Source organism: Bacteroides sp. CAG:633, from assembly GCF_000435115.1.
Lineage (GTDB): Bacteria > Bacteroidota > Bacteroidia > Bacteroidales > Bacteroidaceae > Bacteroides > Bacteroides ndongoniae.
Genome location: NZ_FR883121.1, coordinates 1218 through 25136, shown reverse-complemented (window position 1 = coordinate 25136; position 23919 = coordinate 1218). Strand labels below are relative to the sequence as shown.

At 47.1% G+C, this 23919-nt stretch carries 18 protein-coding genes; 11 read left to right on the top strand and 7 right to left on the bottom strand.

The features are described from left to right. From QVP67_RS12190 to QVP67_RS12160, 7 genes are all read left to right on the top strand, one after another. Positions 1–1408: polysaccharide lyase family 8 super-sandwich domain-containing protein (locus QVP67_RS12190; RefSeq protein ID WP_288180172.1), on the top strand; the 1408-nt coding region annotated here is incomplete at its 5' end. Between the two features lie 95 nt (positions 1409–1503). Further along, positions 1504–3150 carry an AMP-binding protein gene (locus QVP67_RS12185; protein WP_022163843.1) on the top strand — a complete coding sequence of 549 codons (1647 nt, stop codon included), beginning with the start codon at positions 1504–1506 and terminating at the stop codon, positions 3148–3150. A gap of 833 nt (positions 3151–3983) precedes the next feature. Next, positions 3984–6545 carry a hypothetical protein gene (locus QVP67_RS12180; protein ID WP_022163841.1) on the top strand — a complete coding sequence of 854 codons (2562 nt, stop codon included), beginning with the start codon at positions 3984–3986 and terminating at the stop codon, positions 6543–6545. A 129-nt stretch (positions 6546–6674) separates the two neighbouring features. Further along, positions 6675–7169, top strand: a complete 495-nt coding sequence (locus QVP67_RS12175) for a TlpA family protein disulfide reductase (protein WP_071148084.1) — start codon at positions 6675–6677, stop codon at positions 7167–7169. Then, positions 7166–8731, top strand: a complete 1566-nt coding sequence (locus QVP67_RS12170) for a DUF6029 family protein (protein WP_022163839.1) — start codon at positions 7166–7168, stop codon at positions 8729–8731. The genes QVP67_RS12175 and QVP67_RS12170 overlap by 4 nt, the downstream gene beginning before the upstream one ends. A 19-nt stretch (positions 8732–8750) precedes the next feature. Further along, positions 8751–9923, top strand: coding sequence for an Omp28-related outer membrane protein (locus tag QVP67_RS12165; protein ID WP_022163838.1), 1173 nt, complete (start codon positions 8751–8753; stop codon positions 9921–9923). A gap of 19 nt (positions 9924–9942) precedes the next feature. Further along, the gene (locus QVP67_RS12160) at positions 9943–11235 is read left to right on the top strand and encodes a zinc-dependent metalloproteinase lipoprotein (RefSeq protein ID WP_022163837.1); all 1293 of its coding nucleotides are present in this window, start codon (positions 9943–9945) and stop codon (positions 11233–11235) included. 130 nt (positions 11236–11365) lie between these two features. Here QVP67_RS12160 and QVP67_RS12155 read toward each other — a convergent pair whose 3' ends face one another. The 5 genes from QVP67_RS12155 to xerD form a co-directional block, all read right to left on the bottom strand. Beyond that, complete coding sequence (locus tag QVP67_RS12155) at positions 11366–11851, bottom strand: S-ribosylhomocysteine lyase (protein ID WP_022163836.1); 486 nt, start codon at positions 11849–11851, stop codon at positions 11366–11368. Between the two features lie 740 nt (positions 11852–12591). Continuing rightward, positions 12592–14130, bottom strand: a complete 1539-nt coding sequence (locus QVP67_RS12150; RefSeq protein WP_022163834.1) for a YifB family Mg chelatase-like AAA ATPase — start codon at positions 14128–14130, stop codon at positions 12592–12594. Between the two features lie 78 nt (positions 14131–14208). Then, the gene (locus QVP67_RS12145; protein WP_288180171.1) at positions 14209–15267 is read right to left on the bottom strand and encodes a DUF4369 domain-containing protein; all 1059 of its coding nucleotides are present in this window, start codon (positions 15265–15267) and stop codon (positions 14209–14211) included. A 171-nt stretch (positions 15268–15438) separates the two neighbouring features. Beyond that, a complete protein-coding gene (locus QVP67_RS12140; protein WP_022163832.1) occupies positions 15439–17130 on the bottom strand; it encodes a tetratricopeptide repeat protein in 1692 nt (563 codons plus the stop codon). Between the two features lie 131 nt (positions 17131–17261). After that, positions 17262–18221: a site-specific tyrosine recombinase XerD gene (gene xerD / locus QVP67_RS12135; RefSeq protein ID WP_022163831.1), complete on the bottom strand. Its 960-nt coding sequence runs from the start codon at positions 18219–18221 to the stop codon at positions 17262–17264. 68 nt (positions 18222–18289) lie between these two features. Here xerD and aroQ point away from each other — a divergent pair, with 68 nt between their 5' ends. From aroQ to QVP67_RS12120, 3 genes are all read left to right on the top strand, one after another. Continuing rightward, complete coding sequence (gene aroQ, locus QVP67_RS12130) at positions 18290–18709, top strand: type II 3-dehydroquinate dehydratase (RefSeq protein WP_022163830.1); 420 nt, start codon at positions 18290–18292, stop codon at positions 18707–18709. Positions 18710–18840: 131 nt separating this feature from the next. Continuing rightward, on the top strand, positions 18841–20298 hold the full coding sequence (pyk, locus tag QVP67_RS12125) for a pyruvate kinase (RefSeq protein WP_022163829.1): 1458 nt from the start codon (positions 18841–18843) through the stop codon (positions 20296–20298). Between the two features lie 262 nt (positions 20299–20560). After that, entirely contained in the window at positions 20561–21190 is a 630-nt protein-coding gene (locus QVP67_RS12120; RefSeq protein ID WP_071148544.1) for an O-methyltransferase, read from the top strand. On the opposite strand, the gene QVP67_RS12115 is transcribed toward QVP67_RS12120, so the two are convergent. Both QVP67_RS12115 and rbfA read right to left on the bottom strand, forming a co-directional pair. Further along, a complete protein-coding gene (locus QVP67_RS12115) occupies positions 21174–22418 on the bottom strand; it encodes an FtsX-like permease family protein (protein WP_022163827.1) in 1245 nt (414 codons plus the stop codon). The two genes, QVP67_RS12120 and QVP67_RS12115, sit on opposite strands and share 17 nt — an antisense overlap. Beyond that, positions 22415–22750, bottom strand: coding sequence for a 30S ribosome-binding factor RbfA (gene rbfA / locus QVP67_RS12110; RefSeq protein ID WP_022163826.1), 336 nt, complete (start codon positions 22748–22750; stop codon positions 22415–22417). Before rbfA ends, QVP67_RS12115 begins: the two co-directional genes overlap by 4 nt. Before the next feature lie 330 nt (positions 22751–23080). On the opposite strand from rbfA, the gene QVP67_RS12105 reads away from it, so the two are divergent. Beyond that, on the top strand, positions 23081–23638 hold the full coding sequence (locus tag QVP67_RS12105; protein WP_022163825.1) for a DUF4890 domain-containing protein: 558 nt from the start codon (positions 23081–23083) through the stop codon (positions 23636–23638). Positions 23639–23919: the final 281 nt, after the last annotated feature.

Here is a 23919-nt window from a genome sequence, read left to right as displayed (position 1 = left end):
CTGGAGTTTCCACCAGCATGGCACGCAACAGCAGTTCGGCAATTACGGACTGGCTTTTCTGGCAAGCATGAGTTTCTACTCAGGCGTTTTTGCCGGAACTTCAATGGCCTTTAGCGATGAACAACTGGAAATCCTTCGTCAGCTTATTGATAAAGGATATCGCTGGATATTGTGGAAAGGCCAAATGGACATCAGCGCACTGGGCAGACAATTTTTCCGTGAAGGACAAACCCACAAAGGTCTTTCTACCGCTTTTGCGGCGACCGAACTGGGAGGAGGCATGTCCGAATCATGCAACAGCACCGCCCGCGCTTTGTGCAATGAGAATTTCCAACTTCATTCAAGAAATGATCTGATTGGGAATAAACACTTTTTCTGTTCCAACTATACCGTACACCGCCGCCCTACATGGATGGCCACCGTAAAAATGGCTTCGAACAAAGTCATCGGCACAGAAACACTGAACGGTGACAATATGAAAGGTTTCTATTCGGCCGACGGAGCCACTTATGTGTACACCGACGGACACGAATACCTCGACATTTTTCCTTTGTGGGATTGGCGGAAGCTGCCAGGTGTCACCGCCTTCGAAAGCGATGCTCCTATACCAGTGGTCAAAGGCAACCGCCCGCGCAATAACGCAGACTTTGTAGGCGGTCTATCAGACGGACAACAGGGAATGACTGTCATGGACTTGAACCGTGCCGGACTACAAGGGCGAAAAGCATGGATTTTCACCGACAACTATATACTATGCCTCGGAGCAGGGATAGAGGCCGACAGCACTTTGGCCGTAACTACCGCTATTGAGCAATGCTACAAACGCGATAACTTATATTTCTTGAGCCCCGATGGCAATTGGCAAGTCTTAACAGGAAGCGATACCCAAAATCAGACCAGCGAAGTACGCTATTTCCATCATCACACAGGTTACATCGCCTGGAACGAAAAACTGAATGTAACAGCTACAACCGAAAAACGTACAGGACAGTGGCACGATATCATGCAGATGTATCCTCGCGAAAACGTAAGCGGCGAAGTCATACAGCTCTGCCTGAATCACGGAACAGCGCCAAAGAATGCTTCTTACCAATACCTGATATTACCCGATTCCGACCGTCGGCAGACTGCCCTCTTCGATCGCCATTCCATCCGTGTGCTGCATAACGACCGCTCATTGCAGGCTGTTGTACTCGAAAACGGAACCTGCTGGATGGCAACCAGTCGCCCTGCCACTCTGAAGTTGCCGGACAAAACAATCGTAGAAGTCCTTACTCCTGGCATCTACAAAATAGCTCCAAGCAAAAACGGGAACTACACCGCTTTATGGACTTCACCCTCCCGACAACACCCACAAGCAGAACTGCACATTGGGAAAAAACAACTCATACTGACAGATACATATTAAATAAGTAATCTTTAAGTCTATAAACAGATGTTTATAAGCTCAATAATGAAAAAACGAAATACTTATAAATGAAAAACGAATAAAGAAAAACGCTTATGTTATACGAACGTACCCTCGGCCAATGGCTGGAACATTGGGCCGAAACAATACCCGACAAAGAATACATCGTTTATTCCGACCGAAATCTCCGCTTCACCTGGAGCCAGTTCAACCGCCGTGTTGACGACATGGCCAAAGGTCTCATCGCCATCGGTGTAGAACGTGGTACTCACGTGGGCATCTGGGCCGCCAATGTGCCCGACTGGCTCACATTGTTATATGCCTGTGCCAAGATAGGAGCCGTCTACGTTACCGTAAATACCAATTATAAACAAGCCGAATTGGAATACCTCTGCCAGAACTCGGATATGCACACCCTGTGCATTGTCAACGGCGAGAAAGACAGTGATTTCGTGCAGATGACTTATCAGATGCTCCCCGAACTGAGAACTTGCCAGCGAGGTCACTTGAAAAGCGAACGCTTCCCATACATGAAAAACGTTATCTATGTAGGGCAGGAAAAGCACCGGGGTATGTACAACACATCTGAAATTCTGTTGTTGGGCAACAACGTGGCCGACGACCGGCTCAATGAGTTAAAGGCACAGGTAACCTGCCACGATGTCGTAAACATGCAATACACCAGTGGAACCACCGGTTTCCCAAAAGGCGTAATGCTGACCCATTACAACATAACCAACAACGGTTTCCTGACAGGAGAGCACATGAAGTTTACTGCCGATGATAAACTTTGTGTCTGCGTACCTCTGTTCCATTGCTTCGGTGTGGTACTGGCCACCATGAACTGTCTTACGCACGGATGTACTGAAGTGATGGTAGAACGTTTCGATCCGCTTGTCGTACTGGCTTCCATTCATAAAGAGCGCTGTACGGCCCTTTACGGCGTGCCTACCATGTTCATTGCCGAACTGAATCATCCGATGTTCAACCTGTTCGACATGTCAAGTCTGCGTACGGGCATCATGGCCGGCTCTCTCTGCCCTGTAGAACTGATGAAACAGGTAGAAGAAAAGATGTTTATGAAGGTAACCAGCGTATACGGACTGACAGAAGCAGCGCCCGGCATGACCGCCACCCGCATCGACGACTCGTTCGAAGTACGCTGCAACACCGTAGGCCGCGACTTCGAACACACCGAAGTGCGTGTCATCGACCCCGAAACAGGCGAAGAGTGCCCCGTAGGCGTACAAGGCGAAATGTGTAACCGTGGTTATAACACCATGAAAGGATATTATAAGAACCCAGAAGCAACGGCCGAAGTAATAGACAAGAACGGTTTCTTACACTCGGGCGATTTGGGTGTGAAAGACGAAGACGGAAACTACCGCATCACGGGCCGCATCAAAGACATGATTATCCGCGGTGGCGAAAACATCTATCCGCGCGAAATCGAAGAATTCCTTTACCAGCTTCCGGGTGTGAAAGACGTACAGGTAGCAGGTATCCCCTCGAAGAAATACGGTGAAGCCGTAGGAGCTTTCATCATTCTGCACGAAGGAGCAGACTTACACGAAAGCGATGTACGCGACTTCTGTATCGGCAAAATCTCGCGTTACAAGATTCCTAAATATATCTTCTTCGTCAAGGAGTTCCCCATGACCGGCAGTGGTAAAATCCAGAAATTCAAATTAAAAGACCTGGGACTCCAGCTCTGTAAGGAACAGGGTATCGAAATTATCTAAAAGCACATATTGAAATTACAATTATCAGGAGGAAATTTGAAACAGCAAAAAAACAGGTTTCGATTTCCTCCTTTTTGAATACCTGTACACCTTGTTAATTAACAATAATTAATACATACTCTACAATTCATTATTAAACATAGATTCAAGAAAAAAGGAAATATCAATACACTAGTTATCAATATATTAAATAATAAGAAAGAAGAAACTCACATTCAAAATAATTTTCAGTTAGAAAATTATTCCTACGTTTCCATTTATTCAATAAATCTGCAAAAAATATACAAAATCATATTATTTACACGAATCAAATAACGTTCTGTAAGCAAAAAATGTAGTTTATATTAAAATAAGTTCTGATTTATCATCGTTAATCAGAAATAATGCCTATATTTGCCGACAAAATCAGAAACACGCATAAAATTAACAATTAATTAAGAAAAAAACATGTTGACTGCAAAAGGAATCTTGTCGCAAGCAATTTGCTGTTATACATTAGCAACAACCAATTATGCCTTCAATAAACAACAAATAACACGCAAAGAAGCAGGACAAAATTTATACCGCAATCCCATCCTTCCTAACAACTTCATGTTGTCACCTGTTCCTCCTTTTTAATTCAACAGATACCAAATTTAAAAAAGTGTTTTTTTGAATTCTTTGCGTATTTCAAAAAGACCTTCAGACAATTGCTATTTACAACAAAACACATAGCAAGAGAAAACGTCTGTACATACATCGCAGCTATTACAGGGGTTTACATTCCTGCCAAATAGTATGCGTTTTTACTATGACCATATTTATTTACAAATTAAACTAACAAACTTAATTTTATGAGAAAATTGTATCTATGTTCATTCCTGATAGGCTTTTTCGCGCTGGCCTGCGGAATGTGGAGTTGTTCTGATGACGACTCCAACAATGGCGACACTACAGTAATCGAAGTAGAAACTCCTGCTTCTGATGCTATATTCGCCACTTCTGCTACTTTCAATCTAAAAACTAAAGGTGCAGAATCATTCGTTTACAAAACAGTAGAAGGCAGCAACGCCACCGAACCAGATCCTGTAATCGTCTATGCAGAGGCACAGGAAAACGGAACGATAACAGCCGTAACCGGAGAAACCGCACAAGTTACCGTTACCGGACTGGAAGGGAACAAGACCTATACCGTATTCTTTATTTTCAAAGTAGGAAACGAGTACAAGATTCTTTCACAAGTCATCACAACCCCCAATTATTCACAAATGGTGACTATTGTAAAAGCTGATATGTTCTCGACGACATTCCACATAGAAGCTTCCGAAGAAACTTACTATACTTTAAGCTATGTTCCTTACGACGAATATATTACTTATATAGAAAACTTCGGAAGAAACGATGTTGACTGGACCATATATAATGGTGGAGCCAAACAACCACGCTTTAAAGGTTCACAAACTATCACAATCGAAAATGGAGCCAATGCTTATGCCGGAGCTTTAAACGAAAGTGATTACGAACCAGATCTGTTTACTTATACAGTACATCCGGGTACCGCATACGTACTCTTTGTCAGCGAATGCGACAAAGACGGAAATACCGATGAATTTGTAGAACGCCTGCAAGGCGAAGACTATCCAGACGATCCGGGAGTACTCCTCTCCACATTACCCAATGTCAAAGAATACACAGAAGAGCAACCTTCAAGTGAAAATGTAAAATTCAACGGAAAATATGCAAAAACCGTATTTTTCACCCAGCAAGCTCAAACAGGCAATGGCAACGTAAACGTCAATATCGACCGATTGACAGAACAAACAGCTGTTGTTACTTTCACTCCGTCTGATGACATTCTGCAGTATGCCGTTGTATTTCTTGCTGATCAAGACAAAGAACTGTACTTAAAAAGCATCGGTGGTGAAGACGGCCTCCAAGCTTCCGCACTGATTTGGGGAGATATTTTTGACGGAGTACGCCAAGTTTCCTATCCTATTGAGAAAGGAGTTACTTATTCTTTGTACATCACTGCTGTCTATAAAGCAGACGGAACTGTACAAAGCTTCCATAAAGTAGAAGGCATTAAAGCCATAGAATCGGATCAACCTGCAGTAGAACTGACCATCACTCCGCTAACTCTTGAAGATCCTTATAAGGTAGCTTTCAACATCAAGGCTCCCAACGGCGACTGTGCTGCCATCAAGTATTTATGCAACTACACCAAAGATTGGTATCCGACCTTAAATGGTTTGGAAGGTGACGACTTAGAGGAAAACATCGCAAACATGCTGTCTATGTACGGAATCACCGAAAACGATGCACAAATAATAAGTGCAATAAACAGCAGCGAAGGTTATGACATGTACTTCAGTTCTATTGACGAAACAGAAAGCTGGCTTGTTTTGGAATCGTACAATGAAGATGAAAAGACCAAACTGTTCTATCAGGAAGAAGGTTGTCGTGCCACATCAGCCGCTCTGATTCCTGAAGCTCCCGTTAACAGTGCACTGTTCAGTAAACTACAAGGAAACTGGATAGCCAAGATGACTAATGTATTCAATACAGAAACAATTGAAATGCCTGTTACCATCTCCGCAAGCCCCGAACAAGTTACCACTTTACCTGCTGATGTAAAAGAAGAATTGGTAAACTACTTCATTGCAACAGGTAAGACTCAGGAAGAAGCAGAAAAAATCGTTGAAAACAGTTTCGAGGAATACAAAGAATACGCTACTTACTATACAAAGAAGTACAAAGACCAGAACTGTCTGGTTGCTACCGGATTCAGTTATGACCAACGTGACGCAGCTTTTGCCAACTCTTGGGATCTGTTCCAATCTACACAATATTCGGCATACAGCACCGAAGAACTGTTCCGCGACTATGGACCGAAACTGTTCCTGAAGATTGCAAAGGATCAAAACGATAATGACAGCGTATCCATTATCACTACCCGTTATGCAGAGAATGGCTTAGATTATATTCGCTATGTTGACCCTGTAGCTGATTGGTCTACTCCATTGGTACTTTGTGCCTACAATAAGGAGAATGCAGGAAATTACTACACGACAGAATTCCCTGTTGAGATATCCGAAGACATGAACACCATCACTATCAAACCCGTTGAACAGGAAGGTCTGTTCTACAGTCCCGGATTTGCTGTTGAATATATGCCCGGATACCCGTCATGGAGTTTCCCGTCAACCGAAAACGGTATCGTTCTGACACGTGCAACTGATGCAGAAATGCAAAAAGCCATCAGCCGCAGCGTTACTGCAATCAATGTACCTGAAGTTTCGGCTCACAAAGGCAACTACTTCCGCAGAACTCGTACTCCGTTCGACTTTGTACGTAAGACATGTGTCAAAGGCACTGTTTTTTCAACAGATAATCTGATGAAAAATATCAATAAGTAATTTGCAATTTCACACAAGAATAAAGAGAGGAAGTGTGTCAGAACAATCGTGAAAGGCTGGTATATACTGGCTTACAAAGATTTACGGTTCACTATGACACACTCCCCCTCTTTTCAACATTCTCCAACTATGAATAAATCATTTATCTGCTCATTATTCCTCTTCTTGTTGCTGGCCGTTTCAGCTTCTGCACAATCTGTATGGCCCGACGTCAAGGTAGAAAACGAAAAAGGGGAACAAGTCAATACACAAAAGATTCTTGGTGGCAAGCCTGCCATCGTTTCCTTCTGGGGTGTCACCTGCAAACCTTGCCTGACCGAACTGAACACCCTGAACGAACTTCTGGACGAATGGAGAGAAGAAGTAGACTTCAACGTCATTGCCGTCTCCATCGACGACAGCCGCTTCACAGCACGTGCCCGCTCCATGGCTCAGGGCTACGACTGGAATTTCATCTGTCTGTTTGACAAGAACCAAGATCTGAAGCGTGCCATGAACGTAACCCTTACACCACATACCTTCGTTATCGACGGTAACGGAAAAATCGTTTATTCGCACACTGGCTATACGCCGGGTAGTGAATACGAATTGTTAGAGCAACTTAAAGCAATCGCCAAACAATGAAAAAACATCTGCTATTTCTACTGCTGTCAGCCTGTGCTGCCACGCCCGAACTGTCTGCCCAAAGTAAAGGACACCTGAGCGGAAGCCTCGAATCAAACAGCATCTACTACGTAAAAGACAACAAACTCGGATCGGAAAACAGCGTTTATCCGGAAGACCACTTCGGAAGCAACAATTACCTGAAGCTGGACTATACTCAAGGCAAATTCAGTGCTGGGGTTCAGTTGGAAGGCTATCTGCCTGCCTTACAGGGATACGACATTGGTGTCTATGGTGACAAGAAAGCTATTCTAGGTATCAAATATGTAAACTGGCAGGACGATAACTTTTCCTTCCGGGCCGGAGACATTTTCGAACAGTTTGGTTCGGGAATGGTATTCCGTAGTTTCGAAGACCGCACACTGGGTATCAACAACTCCATCGAGGGTGTGTATGGTTCGTACAACTATAAGAACTATATCACCGTAAAGGGACTCTACGGACGTCCGCGCCTGTATACCGACTACGCCGACTCCTGGGTACGAGGCGGTGACTTGAGCTTGTCCATCGACAACCTGACCGGCTGGACAGAAACATTCTTCAGCATCGAAGGTAGCTTGGTAAACCGCAACGAAGAAGTGCCCGATGAAATGGCCGGCGTCGCACGCCCCAACGTAAACATGTATTCAGCACGTGCCAACTTCGACTGGAAAGGCCTCAACGCCCGCGTAGAATACGTAGGCAAAAGCAACGATATTTCGCCCGCATTGATAGGTACCACCGACCAGGGACACGGACTGCTTGCCGAACTGGGTTACAGCCATAAGGGATTTTCCGTACTGGCCACCTATCGCGAACTGAAATACATGAGCACTAAACTGTCGTACACCGGTAACGGTACAGGAAACATTCTGAACTATCTGCCCGCACTGACCCGTCAATATACTTACATGCTGGCCAACCTGAATCCCTACCAGAGTAACGGCGAAGGCGAACGGGGCGGACAGGTGGACATCTACTACTCCCTGCGCAACAAGAAAGACCGCAGCCAGTACTGGAACTTCCACGCCAACGCTTCCATGTTCTACTCGGACAAAGCTGTTACCAAAAAATCGAGACTGCTGTGGCGCGACATCAACGGCGACGTTGAACGTCAGTGGAACAAACAGTTCAAGACCACCCTGCTTGTCTCGGTACAGGAATGGAGTCCCACACACGGAATGGATGACGTAACTTACGCATCGAACATCGTTGTACTGGACGGTCTCTACAAGTTCGACCGCAAAAAGTCGCTCCGTGCCGAAGTGCAATACCTCTACTCACAGGATTACGAGAAAGACTGGGTGGCCGGACTGGTTGAGTTCAGCCTTGCGCCCCGCTGGAGTTTTTCGGTGAGCGACATGTACAACCTAGGCACTACCAAAGTGCACTACTACAGCGGCTCCGTCAGCTACACGCAAAAGAACACACGCCTGCAACTGAGCTACGGACGCAACCGCGCCGGATATGTATGCTCGGGAGGCGTATGCCGATACACCCCTGCCTATACAGGAGCCAACTTGACATTAACCACTTCATTTTAATTAAAAGCAAAAGAACATTATGAAAAAATACTGGAATTTACTGACCTGTCTGTTCATTCTGGCATTCACCGCCGCATGTACAGGCAACTCGGGATCGGACGATCCAACAGACGAAGGCAATGGCGAGGGCACACTGACGCTCAAAGCATCCGCCACCTACATCGAGAACAACGGAACAGACGCCGCCGTCTTCACCGTATTGAAAGGTGACAAAGATGTTACAGACCAGGCTGCCATCTACCAGAAGAAAGGAAGCTCCTTCGAACAGTTCAGCGGCACAACATTTACTTCGACCACTACTGGTGAATACTCTTTCTTTGCCAGCTACAACGGCGAAATGTCGACCACAATCACTGTTACCGTAATCGGAGGGATGCTTGAACTACCTGCCGATCCGCAACCTGCCAAGTTCGACGGATTCAAACACCACATCCTTGCCCTGCAAGGCACAAGCCTTGGCTGTACTTACTGTCCGATGATGATTGCCGGACTGACTGAATACGAGAAAACCGAGGAATACAAAAGTACTGTAGTGGCTGCCGCACACGGCGTTATGTCGGGCGACGATATGATTTCCACTTATAGCAACTCTGTACTGAAAGAAACAGGTATCTCCAACTCCGGCATCCCGGCACTGCTCTTCAACCTGCAATCAAGTAGCGAAATCATGGGTATCTTTGGCTCTGATTCTCCAGCCAGCGTATGCGGACGTATTCAGTCTGAAGCTCAGGAACAACTGAAAACAGCAGCCAGCACCGGCATCAGTGCCGCTGTATCGGGCACAGAAACATCGGGCAGCCTCAGCGTTACAGCTTCTGTCAAGGTAGGCCAAACCGGAAAATACCGTGTATCTGCCTGGGTGGTAGAAGACGACATCTATGCCAAAGGACAGATGAACGGTTACCCGTCGTTGGAAGAAACCTACGACTTCACCCATCACAGCAACGTACTGCGCTGCATCTCATCAACCAGCCCCATCACAGGTGGCAACCTGGGCGGTAAAGAAGAGTGCCAGGCAGGCGAAACACAGATGTTCGTACACGAGTTCGACCTGAACAGTATGGACATCGAAAATCTGTCCAACGTACGTGTACTCATCATCGTATCGCGCAACGCAAGCGGTTCGCGTTATACTGTGGACAACGTTATCAGTTGCGGTGTAAACAAGTCTGTAGCATTCGAATATGAATAAACCAACAAACTGACAAAACATGAAACTGAAATATCTGTTCCTGCTGATCACAATGGCCTTGTGCTTCAGCTGCTCCAACGACGATGTAACGCCGGCGCTAACAATAGATGAAACCGAACTGACTGCCGAAATCGAAGGCAGTCAGTTCGAAATAACCGTAACAAGTACCAGCGCATGGACCGTATCGGCCGCACCAGCATGGGTAGAATGGCAGGTAAACGAATCGCAAACCCTGCTGACGCTGACCGTGGACGAAAACCTGAATCAGGACAAACGTACGGGTACGATCACCCTGACCAACGAAGAGGGTATCAATCAGTCCATCCTTATTGAGCAAGAAGCCTACACCTATAGTGCCAACCACCACTACAAACTGCCTGTCGTCTTCCACGTACTCTACTGGAACGCCAACAACACCCAGCACTACGTAGAGGCAGGACACCTGCAGAAAGTGATGGATCGCGTCAACCAATACTATCGTGAATGCGGTGTGGATCTGAATCTGGAGTTTGTCATGGCTACGGAAGATCCTGAAGGCAACCGCCTGGAGGAACCGGGTGTTAGCCGCGAAAAATGGCAATATACCACAATGGACTGCAGCGCCTTCATGGGTAGCGGCGAGCCGAAATACAAGGCATTACTGTGGGATACAAACAAATATATCAACATCATGCTCTACAACTTCGAAGACAGTCAGATTCTGGGTATCTCACAATTCCCGTGGCTGCCCGAACCATATCAAATGGAAGGCATCAGTACTGCCTTGAAGGGAGCAGACCTGAACGAGAATCCCTATCCGCAGTGTGTGTGTATCAACAATAAGTACATCTACGACCTGACCAACAACGACGAAGCATACTCTGTTTCGGACATAGGCGTAACGCTGGCACACGAGCTGGGACACTTCTTGGGCCTATATCATGCTTTCAACCAGCTGAATAACGGCAATACGAATACCAGCCTGGATACTGACTATTGTACAGATACACCGCCTTACAATAAGTTCCAATACGACAACAAGCTGACAAGCTATCTGACCTATAATCCTGCCATCACATCCAAGTCGTCCGAAGCCTATCAGACATACGTGATGCGCACCAACAGTCAGACCGGTGAGGAGTTCCGCTCTACCAATATTATGGACTATGCCATCTCCGATGCCAACAGCTTCAGCGAGCAGCAGAAGGAACGTGTAAGATACATCCTGCAACACGCCTTGTTCATGCCGGGGCCGAAAGACTATACCGGTACAGACTTCACGACTACGAAGGGTGCTTCCGACTTCCAGTTCACACCGAACTACATCGAATAAGAAGCATACACGAAGCCAGTCTGACATTTATATTATAAAAACAACGGCCACCAACTGCCCCGCCCGGATTTTACATCCTGCGGCAACAGTTGGTGACCGTTTTCTTATGCCGTTCTCTCTGCTGTCCCGGTCAGTCTTTCTCGGGATAACGCATGTTGGCTTCGGTCATGTGCTCCAGTACCTCATGCAGATATTTGGCCGACTCCCAACGGGCCATGGGCAGGTCGTGCAGCAGATAGTTGCCACAATCCTGCGGAGCAGCACCGGGCACTTCGCCTTCGTATTCGGCTACAAAGCGGAAGGTTTCCTGCATCAGCGGCACGATGTCCTCGGGTTGCAGGTCGCCACGCATCAACAGATAGTTTCCGGTCAGGCATCCCATAGGTCCCCAATAGATGATGCGGTCCTGCCACTGCGGATTGTTGCGCAGGTAGGTGGCTGCCAGATGCTCGATGGTGTGCAGGGCACCCTGGCCGAGAGCCGGCTCGCGGTTGGGTTCCTTCATACGGATATCGAAAGTGGTGATCACTTCACCGTTCACCTCGTCCTTGCGCGATACGTAGATGCCACGCAACAGGCGGATGTGGTCGATAGTAAAACTGGGTATCTTCTTCATTGCTGCTTATATTTTAAAACCTTAATGATAGATATTATTTGGGGGCAAAGATAGCGAAAGGTGAGCGCAGAGGCAAAAAGAAAACAAAGTTTTCAGTTTTTGACTATGCCGAACCGAATTCTATCTTATCTAAAGATAATGAAAGGTGAGCGCAGAGGCAAGTTTCACACCTATAAAGTAATTTTCCAGCGAAATTTCACCACAACAATCTCGCAATGAACGCATTACGGTGAAACATGCGACACGCGTAAAACGAACGGTGAACCGGGCGTAAAACCTCATCTTTCACCCTATTTACCTGTTTTTCAGCCGAAAAAAGAGAAAAGTGAAAGCGTGAAGGCAAAACGGGGAAACACCTCCCAAACAGTAGACTTCTACCCTGCCAACATAGGTTTCAGCGTCTGTAAAGTGGCACTTTACGTCCATCAAGTAACACTTTACGCACGCAAACATCCTCTTTAGCCGAAAGGGGATAACGAATAACTCCACGAGTTTTCGCAAACAACCCCACAGGTTTTCACCAACAACCCCACAGGTTTTCACGAACAACTCCACAGGTTTCCACCAACAACCCCTGAGGTTCTCACTGACAACCCCACAGGTTTTCATTAGCAACCCCGCTGAACAACACTTGTATGGCTCGCGAGCCGTGCAAGTGTCTCTCGCGAGCCGTACAAGGTGCAAGTGTCTCTCGCGAGCCACACTTGTGTCGTATAAATGAAATGCAAGTGTCCTACATCTCAGCCAGCCCAGTCCTCACGATCCAGGTTACGATAGCCGATGGCCTCGGCCAAATGAGCGGGTTGGATATGTTCGCTGCCTTCGAGGTCGGCAATGGTACGCGATACCTTTAGGATGCGGTCGTAAGCGCGGGCCGAGAGGTTAAGGCGATTCATGGCGTTCTTCAGCAAAGCCAGACCACGGTCGTCGGGGCGGGCATAGAGCGAAAGCAGGCGGCTGGTCATCTGGGCGTTGCAGTAGACACCGGGGATGGAGGCGTAGCGCTGTTCCTGAATCTGACGGGCACGTATCACCCGTTCGCGAATGACGGCGCTGGCTTCGCCGGGGCGGGCGTCGGACATCTTTTCGAAGGGTACGGGGATGACTTCAATCTGCAGGTCGATGCGGTCGAGCAGCGGACCCGAGATACGGTTCAGGTATTTCTGCACCTGGCCGGGCGTACATACGCAGGCTTTGGTGGGATGGTTGTAGTAGCCGCACGGGCAAGGGTTCATACTGGCCACAAGCATGAAGCTGGCGGGATAATCGATGTTGCACTTCACGCGCGAGATGCTGATTTTGCGGTCTTCGAGCGGCTGGCGCAACACTTCGAGCACGTTGCGATTGAACTCGGGCAACTCGTCGAGGAAGAGGACACCGTTATGCGCCAGACTGATTTCGCCTGGCTGGGGGAAAGTGCCGCCACCCGTCATAGCCACGGTCGAAATGGTATGGTGCGGGTCGCGGAAGGGACGTTTGGTTATCAGTCCACCGTCCTTGCCCAACTTTCCCGCTACAGAATGTATCTTGGTAGTTTCCAGACTCTCGCCCAGCGACAACGGAGGCAAGATGGACGGCAGTCGCTTGGCCAGCATGGACTTTCCACTGCCGGGAGCACCGATCAGAAGAATGTTGTGCCCGCCAGCCGCTGCCACTTCGAGGGCACGCTTCACGTTCTCCTGCCCTTTGACGTCGGCAAAATCGAGGTCGGTCATAGTCTGCTGGGCATAAAACTCCTCACGGGTGTTTACGATGGTGGCTTCAAGCTCGCGCTCCCCGTTGAAGAATTCCACCACTTCCTTGATGTTTTCCACGCCGTACACGTTGAGCTTGTTCACCACAGCTGCTTCGCGTGCGTTCTGGCGAGGCAGAATCAAACCTTTGAAGCCCAGTTCGCGCGCCTTGATGGCGATGGGAAGTGCGCCCTTGATGGGTTGCAGACTTCCGTCAAGGCTGAGTTCGCCCATCAGCAGATATTCTTCCAGCTTGTCGGGGTGTACGACTTCGGTAGCTCCCAGCATGCCGATGGCCAGCGGGAGGTCGTAGGCCGAACCTTCCTTGCGTATGTCGGCAGGGGCCATGTTGATGGTGATGGTGGACGTGGGCATGCGGTAACCGTTGACCTGCAAGGCCGAACGGATGCGTTGCTGACTCTCCTTGACGGCAGAGTCGGGCAGTCCGACGAGGTAGAGCATGCAGCCTCGCGAACTGTTTACTTCGATGGTGATAAGGGTAGCGTCAATGCCTTGTACGGCTGCTCCGTAGACTTTAATTAGCATGGTGCTTGTTCGGTATTAGAGTAAGGTAATGGTTATAAGGGGAACTTTCCCCAAGGGTTGCCAGGTGGCGGTAGCGGATTATCTCCTTCTCCGCTCCCGGGCTTTCTTTTCTTTGGCTTCCTGCTCGATGTCCTCCAGCTTTTGCTTGATGGCGTCTTCGTCGAGGTCTTTTCCTTCGATTCGTGCCGAGGGGCTGACAAGGATGTTGGCGGGCAGGCTGTGTAGCGATACCTGGCCGATGAATGTAGAGTGCCATCCGTCGAGGTCGCATACTTGTTTCCACTTCAGCGTATCCTGCTTGATGGCATCCAGCCATGCCTTCCGGTCGGTGTCGAGCGAGATGCCCAGCAGGGCGAAATTCTTGTTCTTCTGTTCTTTCTTATAGATACGCTTGTACATCTCGTTCTGCTTCATGCTGAGCGAATCCCACGATGCCCAGAAGTGTATCAGGATGTACTGATCCTTGAAGTCGGTACGGGTGGTTTCTTTTCCTTCGGTGTCGGGCAGCTTGAAGTAAGGAATTGTTTTACCGACATCGGTTTTCTCTTCCTCCAGGATTTGCTTGGCCAGCTGGTCCACCGTAGGACGGTCTTTCAGCTCACCGGTCAGGCTGTTTATCAGACGTTCGATACGTCGCAGATCGGGCTGCGCTGTCTTTACGAAATACTTTTCCAGCAGGTAGACACTGACCAGCGATGACGGATGCGTCGTAATGAAGGCTTCCGCCTTTTCCTGCAACGCCCTTTCAGACGGTTTGCCCAGTCCTTTCAGATCTTTCTGGTAAGCGGTCAGCTCATCGTTGGCGGTGTTGCCGGTCACTTCCAGTAAAGTTGGGTCGGAGACGTTTCCTTTTATTAGTATGGAATTGCCTTTGCCAATGAATATCGGGTATCTGGTTCCGTCGTCAAAGAGCAGATAAGCTGTTACCAGTGTGTCGACCGACAGTTCGGCCGAAAACTTACCCTCCTTTACGGGCAGCGTGTCCATCCCATCGTAAATGGGATCGGCACCAAAGAGGTAAAGGGTGTCATTGCCCAGTCCCTTGATTTCGCCACTGATGGTGGTCGTTACGGTTGTTTTTCCGCCGCAAGCCGCGAGGATGAAAAGCAGTGTGTATACGAGGTTGATTTTCTTCATTATGATGTTTCTTCTGATACTTGCTGCGAATGTACTTCTTTTGCCGGATATAAAAAAAAGTTGCCCGACATAATTTCGTATGCCGGGCAACTTCTTTATTGTTATTTAGTTTGGAGTTATTGAGTTGTTGCTTTAACAAGCGAACTTATAAACTCACCAGCTAAACCTTTCTTATTTGATAATGTTCATGAAGTCAGCGTTTGTGAAGTACTTAGCAAATTCCAGGTCAGAAGCGGCTTTCTTAGCCAATGCCGGGTTCTTTGCTACAGCGTTCTTCAAGCTGCTTGTTACCATAGAAGTATTGTTGGTTCTTGCACCCAGTACTGCCATCAGGTAGTCAGTGTAAGCATCCGGAGTAGCTACGCCAGCCAGTGTGTTCTTAGCCTTGTTGTAGTCCTTAGCCAGGATCTGTGCCAGAGCGGCGCTGTTAGTCTTGATATCGCCGAATGCGTTAACAGCCTTGTCATACTGACCTTGAGCGATGTAAAGGTTACCCAGAGCTTCGTTCAGTTCTTCAGCACCGGCAGCCTTGCCCAGATAAGATTCAGCAGCAGCCTTATCACCCTTGTTCAGAGCGATCAGACCAAGGTTCATGTTCACTTCAGGAGCGTCCTTGATAGAAGCGGCTTTCTTGAAGTAGTTTTCAGCCTTGTCAAGGTTACCTGCCTGGTAAGCCAGCTTACCGAGGTTGTTGTATGCGCGGTAGTCGTTCGGGAAGTTCTGAGTAGCTTTTGTATAGATAGCTTCTTTCTTTGCAGCATCGTTAGTCAGTGTAGCAGCGTACAGCAGTTCTTCGAGGTTCAGCTGTTTAGCATCGCTTTCAGCCAGCTTAGAGATTTCTTCGTCAGACTTACCGATAACTTCGTAGTTCAAAGTCAGACGAGAACGACGCAGTTGCGGAAGAACTTCGTCAGCCAAAGTCTTGTAAACAGAAGAGATGTTCTTGATTTCCTGCTCTCTTTGTTCAGGATCCTGATACATAGACAGAACGCGGAGAATCAGTTCCTTATCCTGGATGTTGGATTTAGAAACCAGTTCCTGGAAACCTTCCCAGTCCTGTGCAGTATACTTAGTATCTACAGTAGCTTCAATTTTGTCTTTCTTCAGGTTCTTGTTGATAACCTTAGCAGTGTTGTCCTGACGGTTTTCGGCCAGACCCTTGTTCAGATCGTAACCACCATCGGGAGAAGCATAAGCAGAGATTTCGATGTTGCTGATCTTCTTGTTAGCAGCTTCGCTGACATTCTTAACTTCTTCGTTGAATTCCTTGGCAGTCTTCAGCTCGCTGGCACGTACGTTAGCTTGTTGGATCAAGAACATGATCTGTGCATCGTGCTTTTCTTTGATAACACGTTGGAATGCGTCAGCACCCAAAGCCGGAGTGGCGCTACCCAAAGTCTGCTCAACCATTTCAGAAGTAGAGATTACACCGTCGGCAATCTTAACGGCAGGGATTTCAACTGTCTTTTTACCGATAGTAGCTTTGAATTCCAGATAAAGTTCTGATTTAGCCATTTCGGGAACATAGTCGAAAGAAGTCTTCATTGTGTAGCTACCACCCATCTTGTAGGAAATAGTCTGTTCGTTACCTTCAACTTTTTCACCTTGGAATACGGCAGACTGGCCTTTAGCCTCGCCACCTTCCCATTTCAAAACCGGAGTTACTTCTACAACGGCTTTCTTGTTGAAATACTTCTCGGGGAACTTACCGTTAATGGTAGCAGGTACTTTGCCTCCTACAGCTTCCAAAACTTGAGGTGTTACGGTAAAGTAATCTGATGACAACTCTCCCATTTTGCTTCCACACGATGTGAGGACAGCAACTAATGCCACTAACAGCGGCAAATACAGTTTCTTAGTCATTTTAGGTATAAATTAATTGTTTGTAATTGAAATTTGTCTATTCTTTTGTTATTGTACTCTGCTCCCACGGGCATATACAAGGCAAAGATATTAATTCTTAAGACATTTTGTTAATAGATTGGGCAGATTTATTATAATTTAATGAAATTCTTGCTCTCTCGGTACTTGATATTGCGTGGATGATGCTCTATGATTTCACTTCTTAGCATATTGCGGTCGATGTGAGTGTAGATTTCTGTTGTTGCGATTGACTCGTGCCCCAACATGCATTGGATGGCGCGCAAGTTTGCTCCGCCTTCCAGCAGATGAGTCGCAAACGAATGCCGAAAGGTGTGCGGACTGATGTTTTTGGTGATACCGGCTTTCTCGGCCAGCTCTTTGATCAGATGAAAAATCATGATACGTGATATGTTTTTTCCCCATCGCGCCAGAAAGACATAATCTTCAAAATCCTTTTTGATTTTCCAGCGGGTGTTGCGGTCGATAAACCAATTTTCAATTTCTTTGATGGCGCGTGACGAAATGGGTACCAGCCGTTGCTTGTTGCCCTTTCCTTCTACTTTGATGAAGCCTTCCTTGAAATAGAGATCCGACAACTTCAGGTTACACAGTTCTGATACACGAAGTCCGCAACTGTAGAGTGTTTCCAGTATGGCGCGATTGCGTTGTCCTTCGTCCTTACTGAGGTCGATGGCGCCGATAATGGCATCGATTTCTTCGACCGACAGCACTTCGGGCAGTTTGAATCCTATTTTCGGTCCCTCCAGCAGTTCGCTGGGATCATCTTTGCGGAAGTCGGACAACGCCAGAAAGTGAAAAAACGAACGGATGCCCGAAATGATGCGCGCCTGCGAGCGGGGATGGATGCCAATGTCGTGCAGTCCGGCTGCAAATCTCTGCAGGTCGTCCAGCGTAATGTCATCTATTCCAATCTGTTCACTTTCAGTAAAATGCAGCAACTTTTCCAAATCGCTCAGGTAAGCATCATAAGTGTTGGCCGAAAGCGATTTCTCCAGTCTCAAGTATTGCTTATATTTGCTGATTATCAGCGTTTGCCTGTCCTTATTCGCTGATTTTACTTCCGATTTCATTTCTTTTTCCTACCTTTGCACTCAGAATGAACAATCATTGTGGAGACAAAGGTATAAAAAATTGTGTTATGAGGATACAAATAATTAATGGCCCGAATATAAATCTTTTGGGCAAGCGCGAACCGACTATCTACGGTAGCGTTACTTTTGAAGATTACCTTGCCGGACTTCGTTCCCGATATGCGGATGTGCAGATTGACTATTTCCAGTCGAACATTGAGGGAGAGTTGATTGATAAGATTCAGGAAACTGGATTCGATGTAGATGGCATTATTCTAAACGCAGGTGCCTATACTCATACGTCGATTGCTCTGCAGGACGCTATTCGTGCGGTTACTTCTCCAGTCATCGAGGTACATATATCCAACGTACATGCCCGTGAGACTTTCCGTCATACGTCCATGATCTCTTGTGCATGTAAAGGAGTCATTCTGGGCTTTGGCCTCGATTCCTATCGTCTGGCATTAGAAGCCTTGCTAAACCATTGATTCATCCCCTCCGACTCCTCTTGAAAAAAGAAGAGCCGAGAATCCATGAGCACTCTCGAAGAGGTGGAAGAAACTGAAATAAAAGACAAATTACGAATTTAAATCATTACTAATAAATAGGTATATAGATTATGTTATTGAAGCAGACTAAAATCGTAGCAACCATTTCGGACCAGCGTTGTGAAGTAGATTTTATAAAACAGTTGTTCGAAGCCGGCATGAACGTGGTGCGTATGAATACAGCTCACCTGGGTCGTGAAGGAGCTGAAAAGCTGATAAACAATGTACGGACAGTGTCTAACCGAATCGCCATTTTGATGGACACAAAAGGCCCCGAAGTGCGTACTACTGTATTGGCCGAACCAATTTCATTCAAGGTAGGTGACCGTGTGAAGGTAGTAGGCCGCCCCGAACAGGAAACTACACGCGAGTGCATTTCCGTTTCTTATCCCGATTTCGTCCGTGATCTGAACGTAGGCGGACAAATACTGATTGACGACGGTGATCTGGAACTGGCTGTTATCGAAAAATGCGATGACTATCTGTTGTGTGAAGTGCAAAACGAGGCAAGTTTAGGAAGCCGTAAGAGCGTCAATGTGCCGGGTGTACGCATCAACTTGCCTTCGTTGACAGAAAAGGACCGCAATAACATTCTCTATGCCATCGAGAAAGATATAGATTTCATTGCTCACTCCTTCGTCCGCAACAAACAGGATGTACTTGACATCAAGGAAATTCTGGATGCTCACGGCAGCGACATTCGGATCATTGCCAAAATAGAGAATCAGGAAGGGGTTGACAACATTGATGAGATTCTGGAAGTAGCCGATGGTGTGATGATTGCCCGTGGCGACTTGGGCATCGAAGTGCCGCAGGAACGTATACCGGGTATCCAGCGCATATTGATACGCAAGTGTATCCTGGCCAAGAAACCGGTAATTGTAGCAACTCAGATGCTTCACACCATGATCAATAATCCACGTCCTACACGTGCCGAGGTAACAGACATCGCCAATGCCATCTACTACCGCACCGATGCCTTGATGCTGAGTGGCGAGACAGCATACGGCAAATATCCGGTAGAAGCTGTAAAGACCATGACGAAAGTTGCTGCACAGGCCGAAAAAGACAAACTGCCCGATAACGACATCCGTATACCGCTCGACGAAAACAGCAACGACGTGACAGCTTTCCTTGCCAAGCAGGCGGTAAAAGCCACTACAAAGCTGAAAATCCGCGCCATCATTACCGACAGCTACAGCGGACGTACAGCACGCAATCTGGCTGCTTTCCGTGGTAAGTATCCGGTACTGGCCATCTGCTATAAGGAGAAGACCATGCGCCATCTGGCTCTGTCCTACGGTGTAGAAGCGATCTATATGCCCGAACTGGCCAACGGTCAGGAATATTATTTTGCCGCTTTGCGTCGCCTGTTGCAGGAGGGCCGTCTGCAACCTACCGACATGGTGGGATATCTGAGCAGCGGAAAGGCCGGTACGCAGACTTCCTTCTTGGAAATCAACGTAGTAGAAGACGCCTTGAAGCACGCCAACGAAAGCGTATTGCCTAATTGCAACCGGTATTTATAAACTTCTAAAGTTTCGGTTTTACCGAATTGAAAATCGACGAAGTTAAACTCACAGAAGTTAAAGAAGTTATCACCCGCTTTGAGCGAACTTGGGAGTTAAAAGCCAATAGATCTGTTATTCCACTTTTCTTTTTACAAGTCTATTGGCTTTAACTTCTAACGGAATACAGCGGAGTGATAACTTCTATAGCTTTCTTACATTCCAAGGAAAGGCTGACTCCGAAACTTTAATTATTAACTATTAATTTTTCATTTCTATGTCCATGTCGTTAGACGAATACATCCTACAGCACATTGATGATGAAGGCGATTATCTTCGCGCTCTCTATCGGGATACGCATCTGAAACTGCTTTATCCGCGCATGGCATCGGGCCATCTGCAGGGCAGAATGCTGAAGATGTTTGTACGAATGATACGTCCCCGACAAGTACTGGAGATAGGAACATATAGCGGTTACTCCGCTCTTTGTATGGCCGAAGGCCTGCCCGAAGGAGGAATGCTTCATACCTTCGAAATCAACGACGAACAGGAGGACTTTACACGTCCCTGGCTGGAAGGATCGCCGTATGCTGACAAAATAAAATTCTATATAGGCGATGCGTTGAAGCTGGTTCCCGAATTAGATATAACATTCGATCTGGCTTTTATCGATGGGGACAAGCGCAAATACATCGACTATTACGAAATGGTGCTTCCGCGCCTTTCCGACGGTGGTTACATCATAGCCGACAATACGTTGTGGGACGGACATGTACTCGAAGAGCATCCGCATGCTTCCGACCTGCAAACTATCCGCATCAAGGAGTTCAATGATTTGGTAGCAGCCGACAGCCGTGTAGAAAAGGTAATTCTCCCGTTGCGTGACGGGTTGACTATCATTCGGAAGAAGTAACCGACAACAACCGACGGCTAAGATACTTCACCGGATACCATACCGACAGGAAGCCAACCGCAATGACGGTAACAAAAACAAGCAATACATCCGTCAGGTGTACGCTGACCGGATAGGCATCGACTACAAAGCTACCGTTTCCTCCACCCAATGAAATGAGTCCGAACTTTTGTTGCAGAAAGCAAAGCAGCAATCCTAAAACAATTCCCATACTTGCACCGAAGACAGATATCATTCGTCCTTCGAACAGGAATATGCGTGTTATCAACTGATCACCGGCACCCAGATTGCGCAGTGTTTCCACATCGTCACGCTTGTCCAGTATCAGCATCGACAGAGAACCGATGACATTGAAACAGGCAATGGCCAGAATAAAAGTCAGGAACAGATAGGATATGAATTTCTCGATTTCCATAATGCGGAAAACATCGGCCTGCTGCTCGTAACGGTTCTGCACTACAAACCGTTCGCCGAGTATCTCTTCCATTTTCTTTTCGACGGCATCGATATTGCTGCCGGGCTTCAACTTGATTTCGATGGCCGACACTTCGGTGTCATAATCAAACAGACAGCGGGCAAAGCCAAGCGATGTAAGTATGTAGCGCGCATCGTATTTCTGCTGGTTGACTATAAACACAGCTCCCGGCGAGAACAGATAGTCGCTGTTGAACGAGGCGGCAGGGTTGGCCATGTTGACTCGTGCATTCCGTTTGGGAGCATATACTTGCAACGGGTCTACAAACTGGATGCCGGTACCCAGTTCGGACATCAGTTCCACACCCAAAATGCCATAATCGACCACCGAATCGTTCAGTACGAACTTTCCGGTACCATACAACAGACTGTCAATAGCAGTCAGTTGTTCGAAGTTGTCTTCCACTCCCTTGATGACAGCCATTGTCTGTCGGTCCTTGTATTGTACCATGGCATTCTCTTCCAGTGTTTCGGTCCATACTTCTATTTCGGGCATAGCATGTATCTGTGCCACATGCGATTCATGCGGATCGAACACTTTGCCTTCGCGAACGGTAATTTTCAGTTCCGGATCGAAAGCGGTGAAGAATCCCGCTACCATGTCCTGAAACCCATTGAAGACAGACAGGGTGCATACCAATGCCAAAGTGGCCAATGCCACTCCACATACCGACACAGCAGAAATGATGTTGATGGCATTGTGCTTCTTCTTCGAGAAGAGGTAGCGGCGGGCTATGTAGAAGGGCAGATTCACTGTTTCAGGAGTTCGTCTATTCTTTCCAGATAGTCCAATGAATCGTCAATGAAGAACTTCAGTTCCGGAATGATACGTAGCTGGTGGCGCACACGTGTACCCAGTTCATAGCGGATGGACTTCATATTTGCATTGATATTCTTGACTATTTCGTCGGCCTTTTCCGAAGGAAATACGCTGAGGTAGGCACGTGCCACGCTCATATCCGGGCTGATACGTACGGTGCTGACCGAAACCAGCGTACCGTGCATAGACTTGGTCTGCAACAGGAAAATGTCACTCAGTTCCTTTTGCAGCAGTCGGGCTATTTTATTCTGACGGGTAGTTTCCATATATGTATTCTTTACGATTGATTCTTTTTTGTAGATTAGAAAGCAAAGTTACGGAATTTTCATGGAATAACCTTAAGATAAGCTGCGGATTTCCTTAATATTGCTCTGATAGCAGCCGGCCTTCGTCGGGAAAGCAGGTTCATGTTTGTAGTGACAGGCTGTGTGTTTCTTAATATAAGAAGGTGTAGAATCAGAAATTTCTCTTCATACGAATGTTGTTTCAGGACACAAGATTATTCAATTAGTCGATAAAACTCGCCAATTAGTAGATTCGATTTTTGCAGTCTCGTTGAATCATTTACATTTGCATCGGATTAAAACGAAAAGCTTATGAAAAGATATGCTTCATTATGGTTACTGGCTGTTTGCCTAACATGCGGTGCAGTTCAGTTGCAGGCACAAGAGCCCGAACCGAGAGCAGAACAAAAAGAACTTCCGCGCGAAGTTCCCTCACCTGAAAAGGCTGCCCAACGGATTACAGATCAAATGCAGAAAGAACTGCAACTGACCGACAAACAATATAAGAAGGTGTATAAACTGAACCTGAAGGAGCAGAAAAAAATCTTTTCGACCCGGTTGGCAGGAATGCGTCCGCCAATGGGAGCTATGCCCGATATGAACGGCGAACGTCCGCCAATGCCGATAGGCGAAGGTGGAATGATGCCTGATATGGGTGGTGGCCGTCCACCGATGGGCGGTCCGGGAATGCCTCACATGGCTAAAGATTCTGCTGAAGAATTGCAGAAAGCTGCTGCCAGCAAAGAAAAGAAACTGAAGAAAATTCTGACTGAAGAGCAGTTTGCCAAGTGGCAGAAAATGCGGGATGAACAGAAACCGCCTCGTAGACCGCACAACAATGCAGAGGCTCCCCAGAAAGATAAAATCTGAATCTTGTAATCTATTTGAAACAAAAAGAAGAGACTCTCTCTAAATAGCGTTTTTTCATGTATTATTGACTTCGGCCGCCCTTACCTGTGAAGGTAGGGGCGGTTTTCTGTCTATTATGATTTAAGCTTCCTTTGCACATTTTCTCCGTTCCATCCATACGACGGCGATCACTCCTATCAGCAGCAGAATGAAGGCTCCGTAGGCAATACCTTCGGTCACGTGCAGGCTTTGCGGGTCGAAGCGCATCTCGATGGTGTGCTTGCCGGCGGGTACGTACAGGG

Coding starts and splice junctions, on each gene's coding strand:
- aroQ (WP_022163830.1), top strand. CDS start 18,290: ATGAGGATACAAATAATTAATGGCCCGAATATAAATCTTTTGGGCAAG.
- xerD (WP_022163831.1), bottom strand. CDS start 18,221: ATGAAATCGGAAGTAAAATCAGCGAATAAGGACAGGCAAACGCTGATA.
- QVP67_RS12105 (WP_022163825.1), top strand. CDS start 23,081: ATGAAAAGATATGCTTCATTATGGTTACTGGCTGTTTGCCTAACATGC.
- QVP67_RS12120 (WP_071148544.1), top strand. CDS start 20,561: ATGTCGTTAGACGAATACATCCTACAGCACATTGATGATGAAGGCGAT.
- QVP67_RS12140 (WP_022163832.1), bottom strand. CDS start 17,130: ATGACTAAGAAACTGTATTTGCCGCTGTTAGTGGCATTAGTTGCTGTC.
- rbfA (WP_022163826.1), bottom strand. CDS start 22,750: ATGGAAACTACCCGTCAGAATAAAATAGCCCGACTGCTGCAAAAGGAA.
- QVP67_RS12150 (WP_022163834.1), bottom strand. CDS start 14,130: ATGCTAATTAAAGTCTACGGAGCAGCCGTACAAGGCATTGACGCTACC.
- QVP67_RS12180 (WP_022163841.1), top strand. CDS start 3,984: ATGAGAAAATTGTATCTATGTTCATTCCTGATAGGCTTTTTCGCGCTG.
- QVP67_RS12185 (WP_022163843.1), top strand. CDS start 1,504: ATGTTATACGAACGTACCCTCGGCCAATGGCTGGAACATTGGGCCGAA.
- QVP67_RS12170 (WP_022163839.1), top strand. CDS start 7,166: ATGAAAAAACATCTGCTATTTCTACTGCTGTCAGCCTGTGCTGCCACG.
- pyk (WP_022163829.1), top strand. CDS start 18,841: ATGTTATTGAAGCAGACTAAAATCGTAGCAACCATTTCGGACCAGCGT.
- QVP67_RS12175 (WP_071148084.1), top strand. CDS start 6,675: ATGAATAAATCATTTATCTGCTCATTATTCCTCTTCTTGTTGCTGGCC.
- QVP67_RS12145 (WP_288180171.1), bottom strand. CDS start 15,267: ATGAAGAAAATCAACCTCGTATACACACTGCTTTTCATCCTCGCGGCT.
- QVP67_RS12160 (WP_022163837.1), top strand. CDS start 9,943: ATGAAACTGAAATATCTGTTCCTGCTGATCACAATGGCCTTGTGCTTC.
- QVP67_RS12155 (WP_022163836.1), bottom strand. CDS start 11,851: ATGAAGAAGATACCCAGTTTTACTATCGACCACATCCGCCTGTTGCGT.
- QVP67_RS12165 (WP_022163838.1), top strand. CDS start 8,751: ATGAAAAAATACTGGAATTTACTGACCTGTCTGTTCATTCTGGCATTC.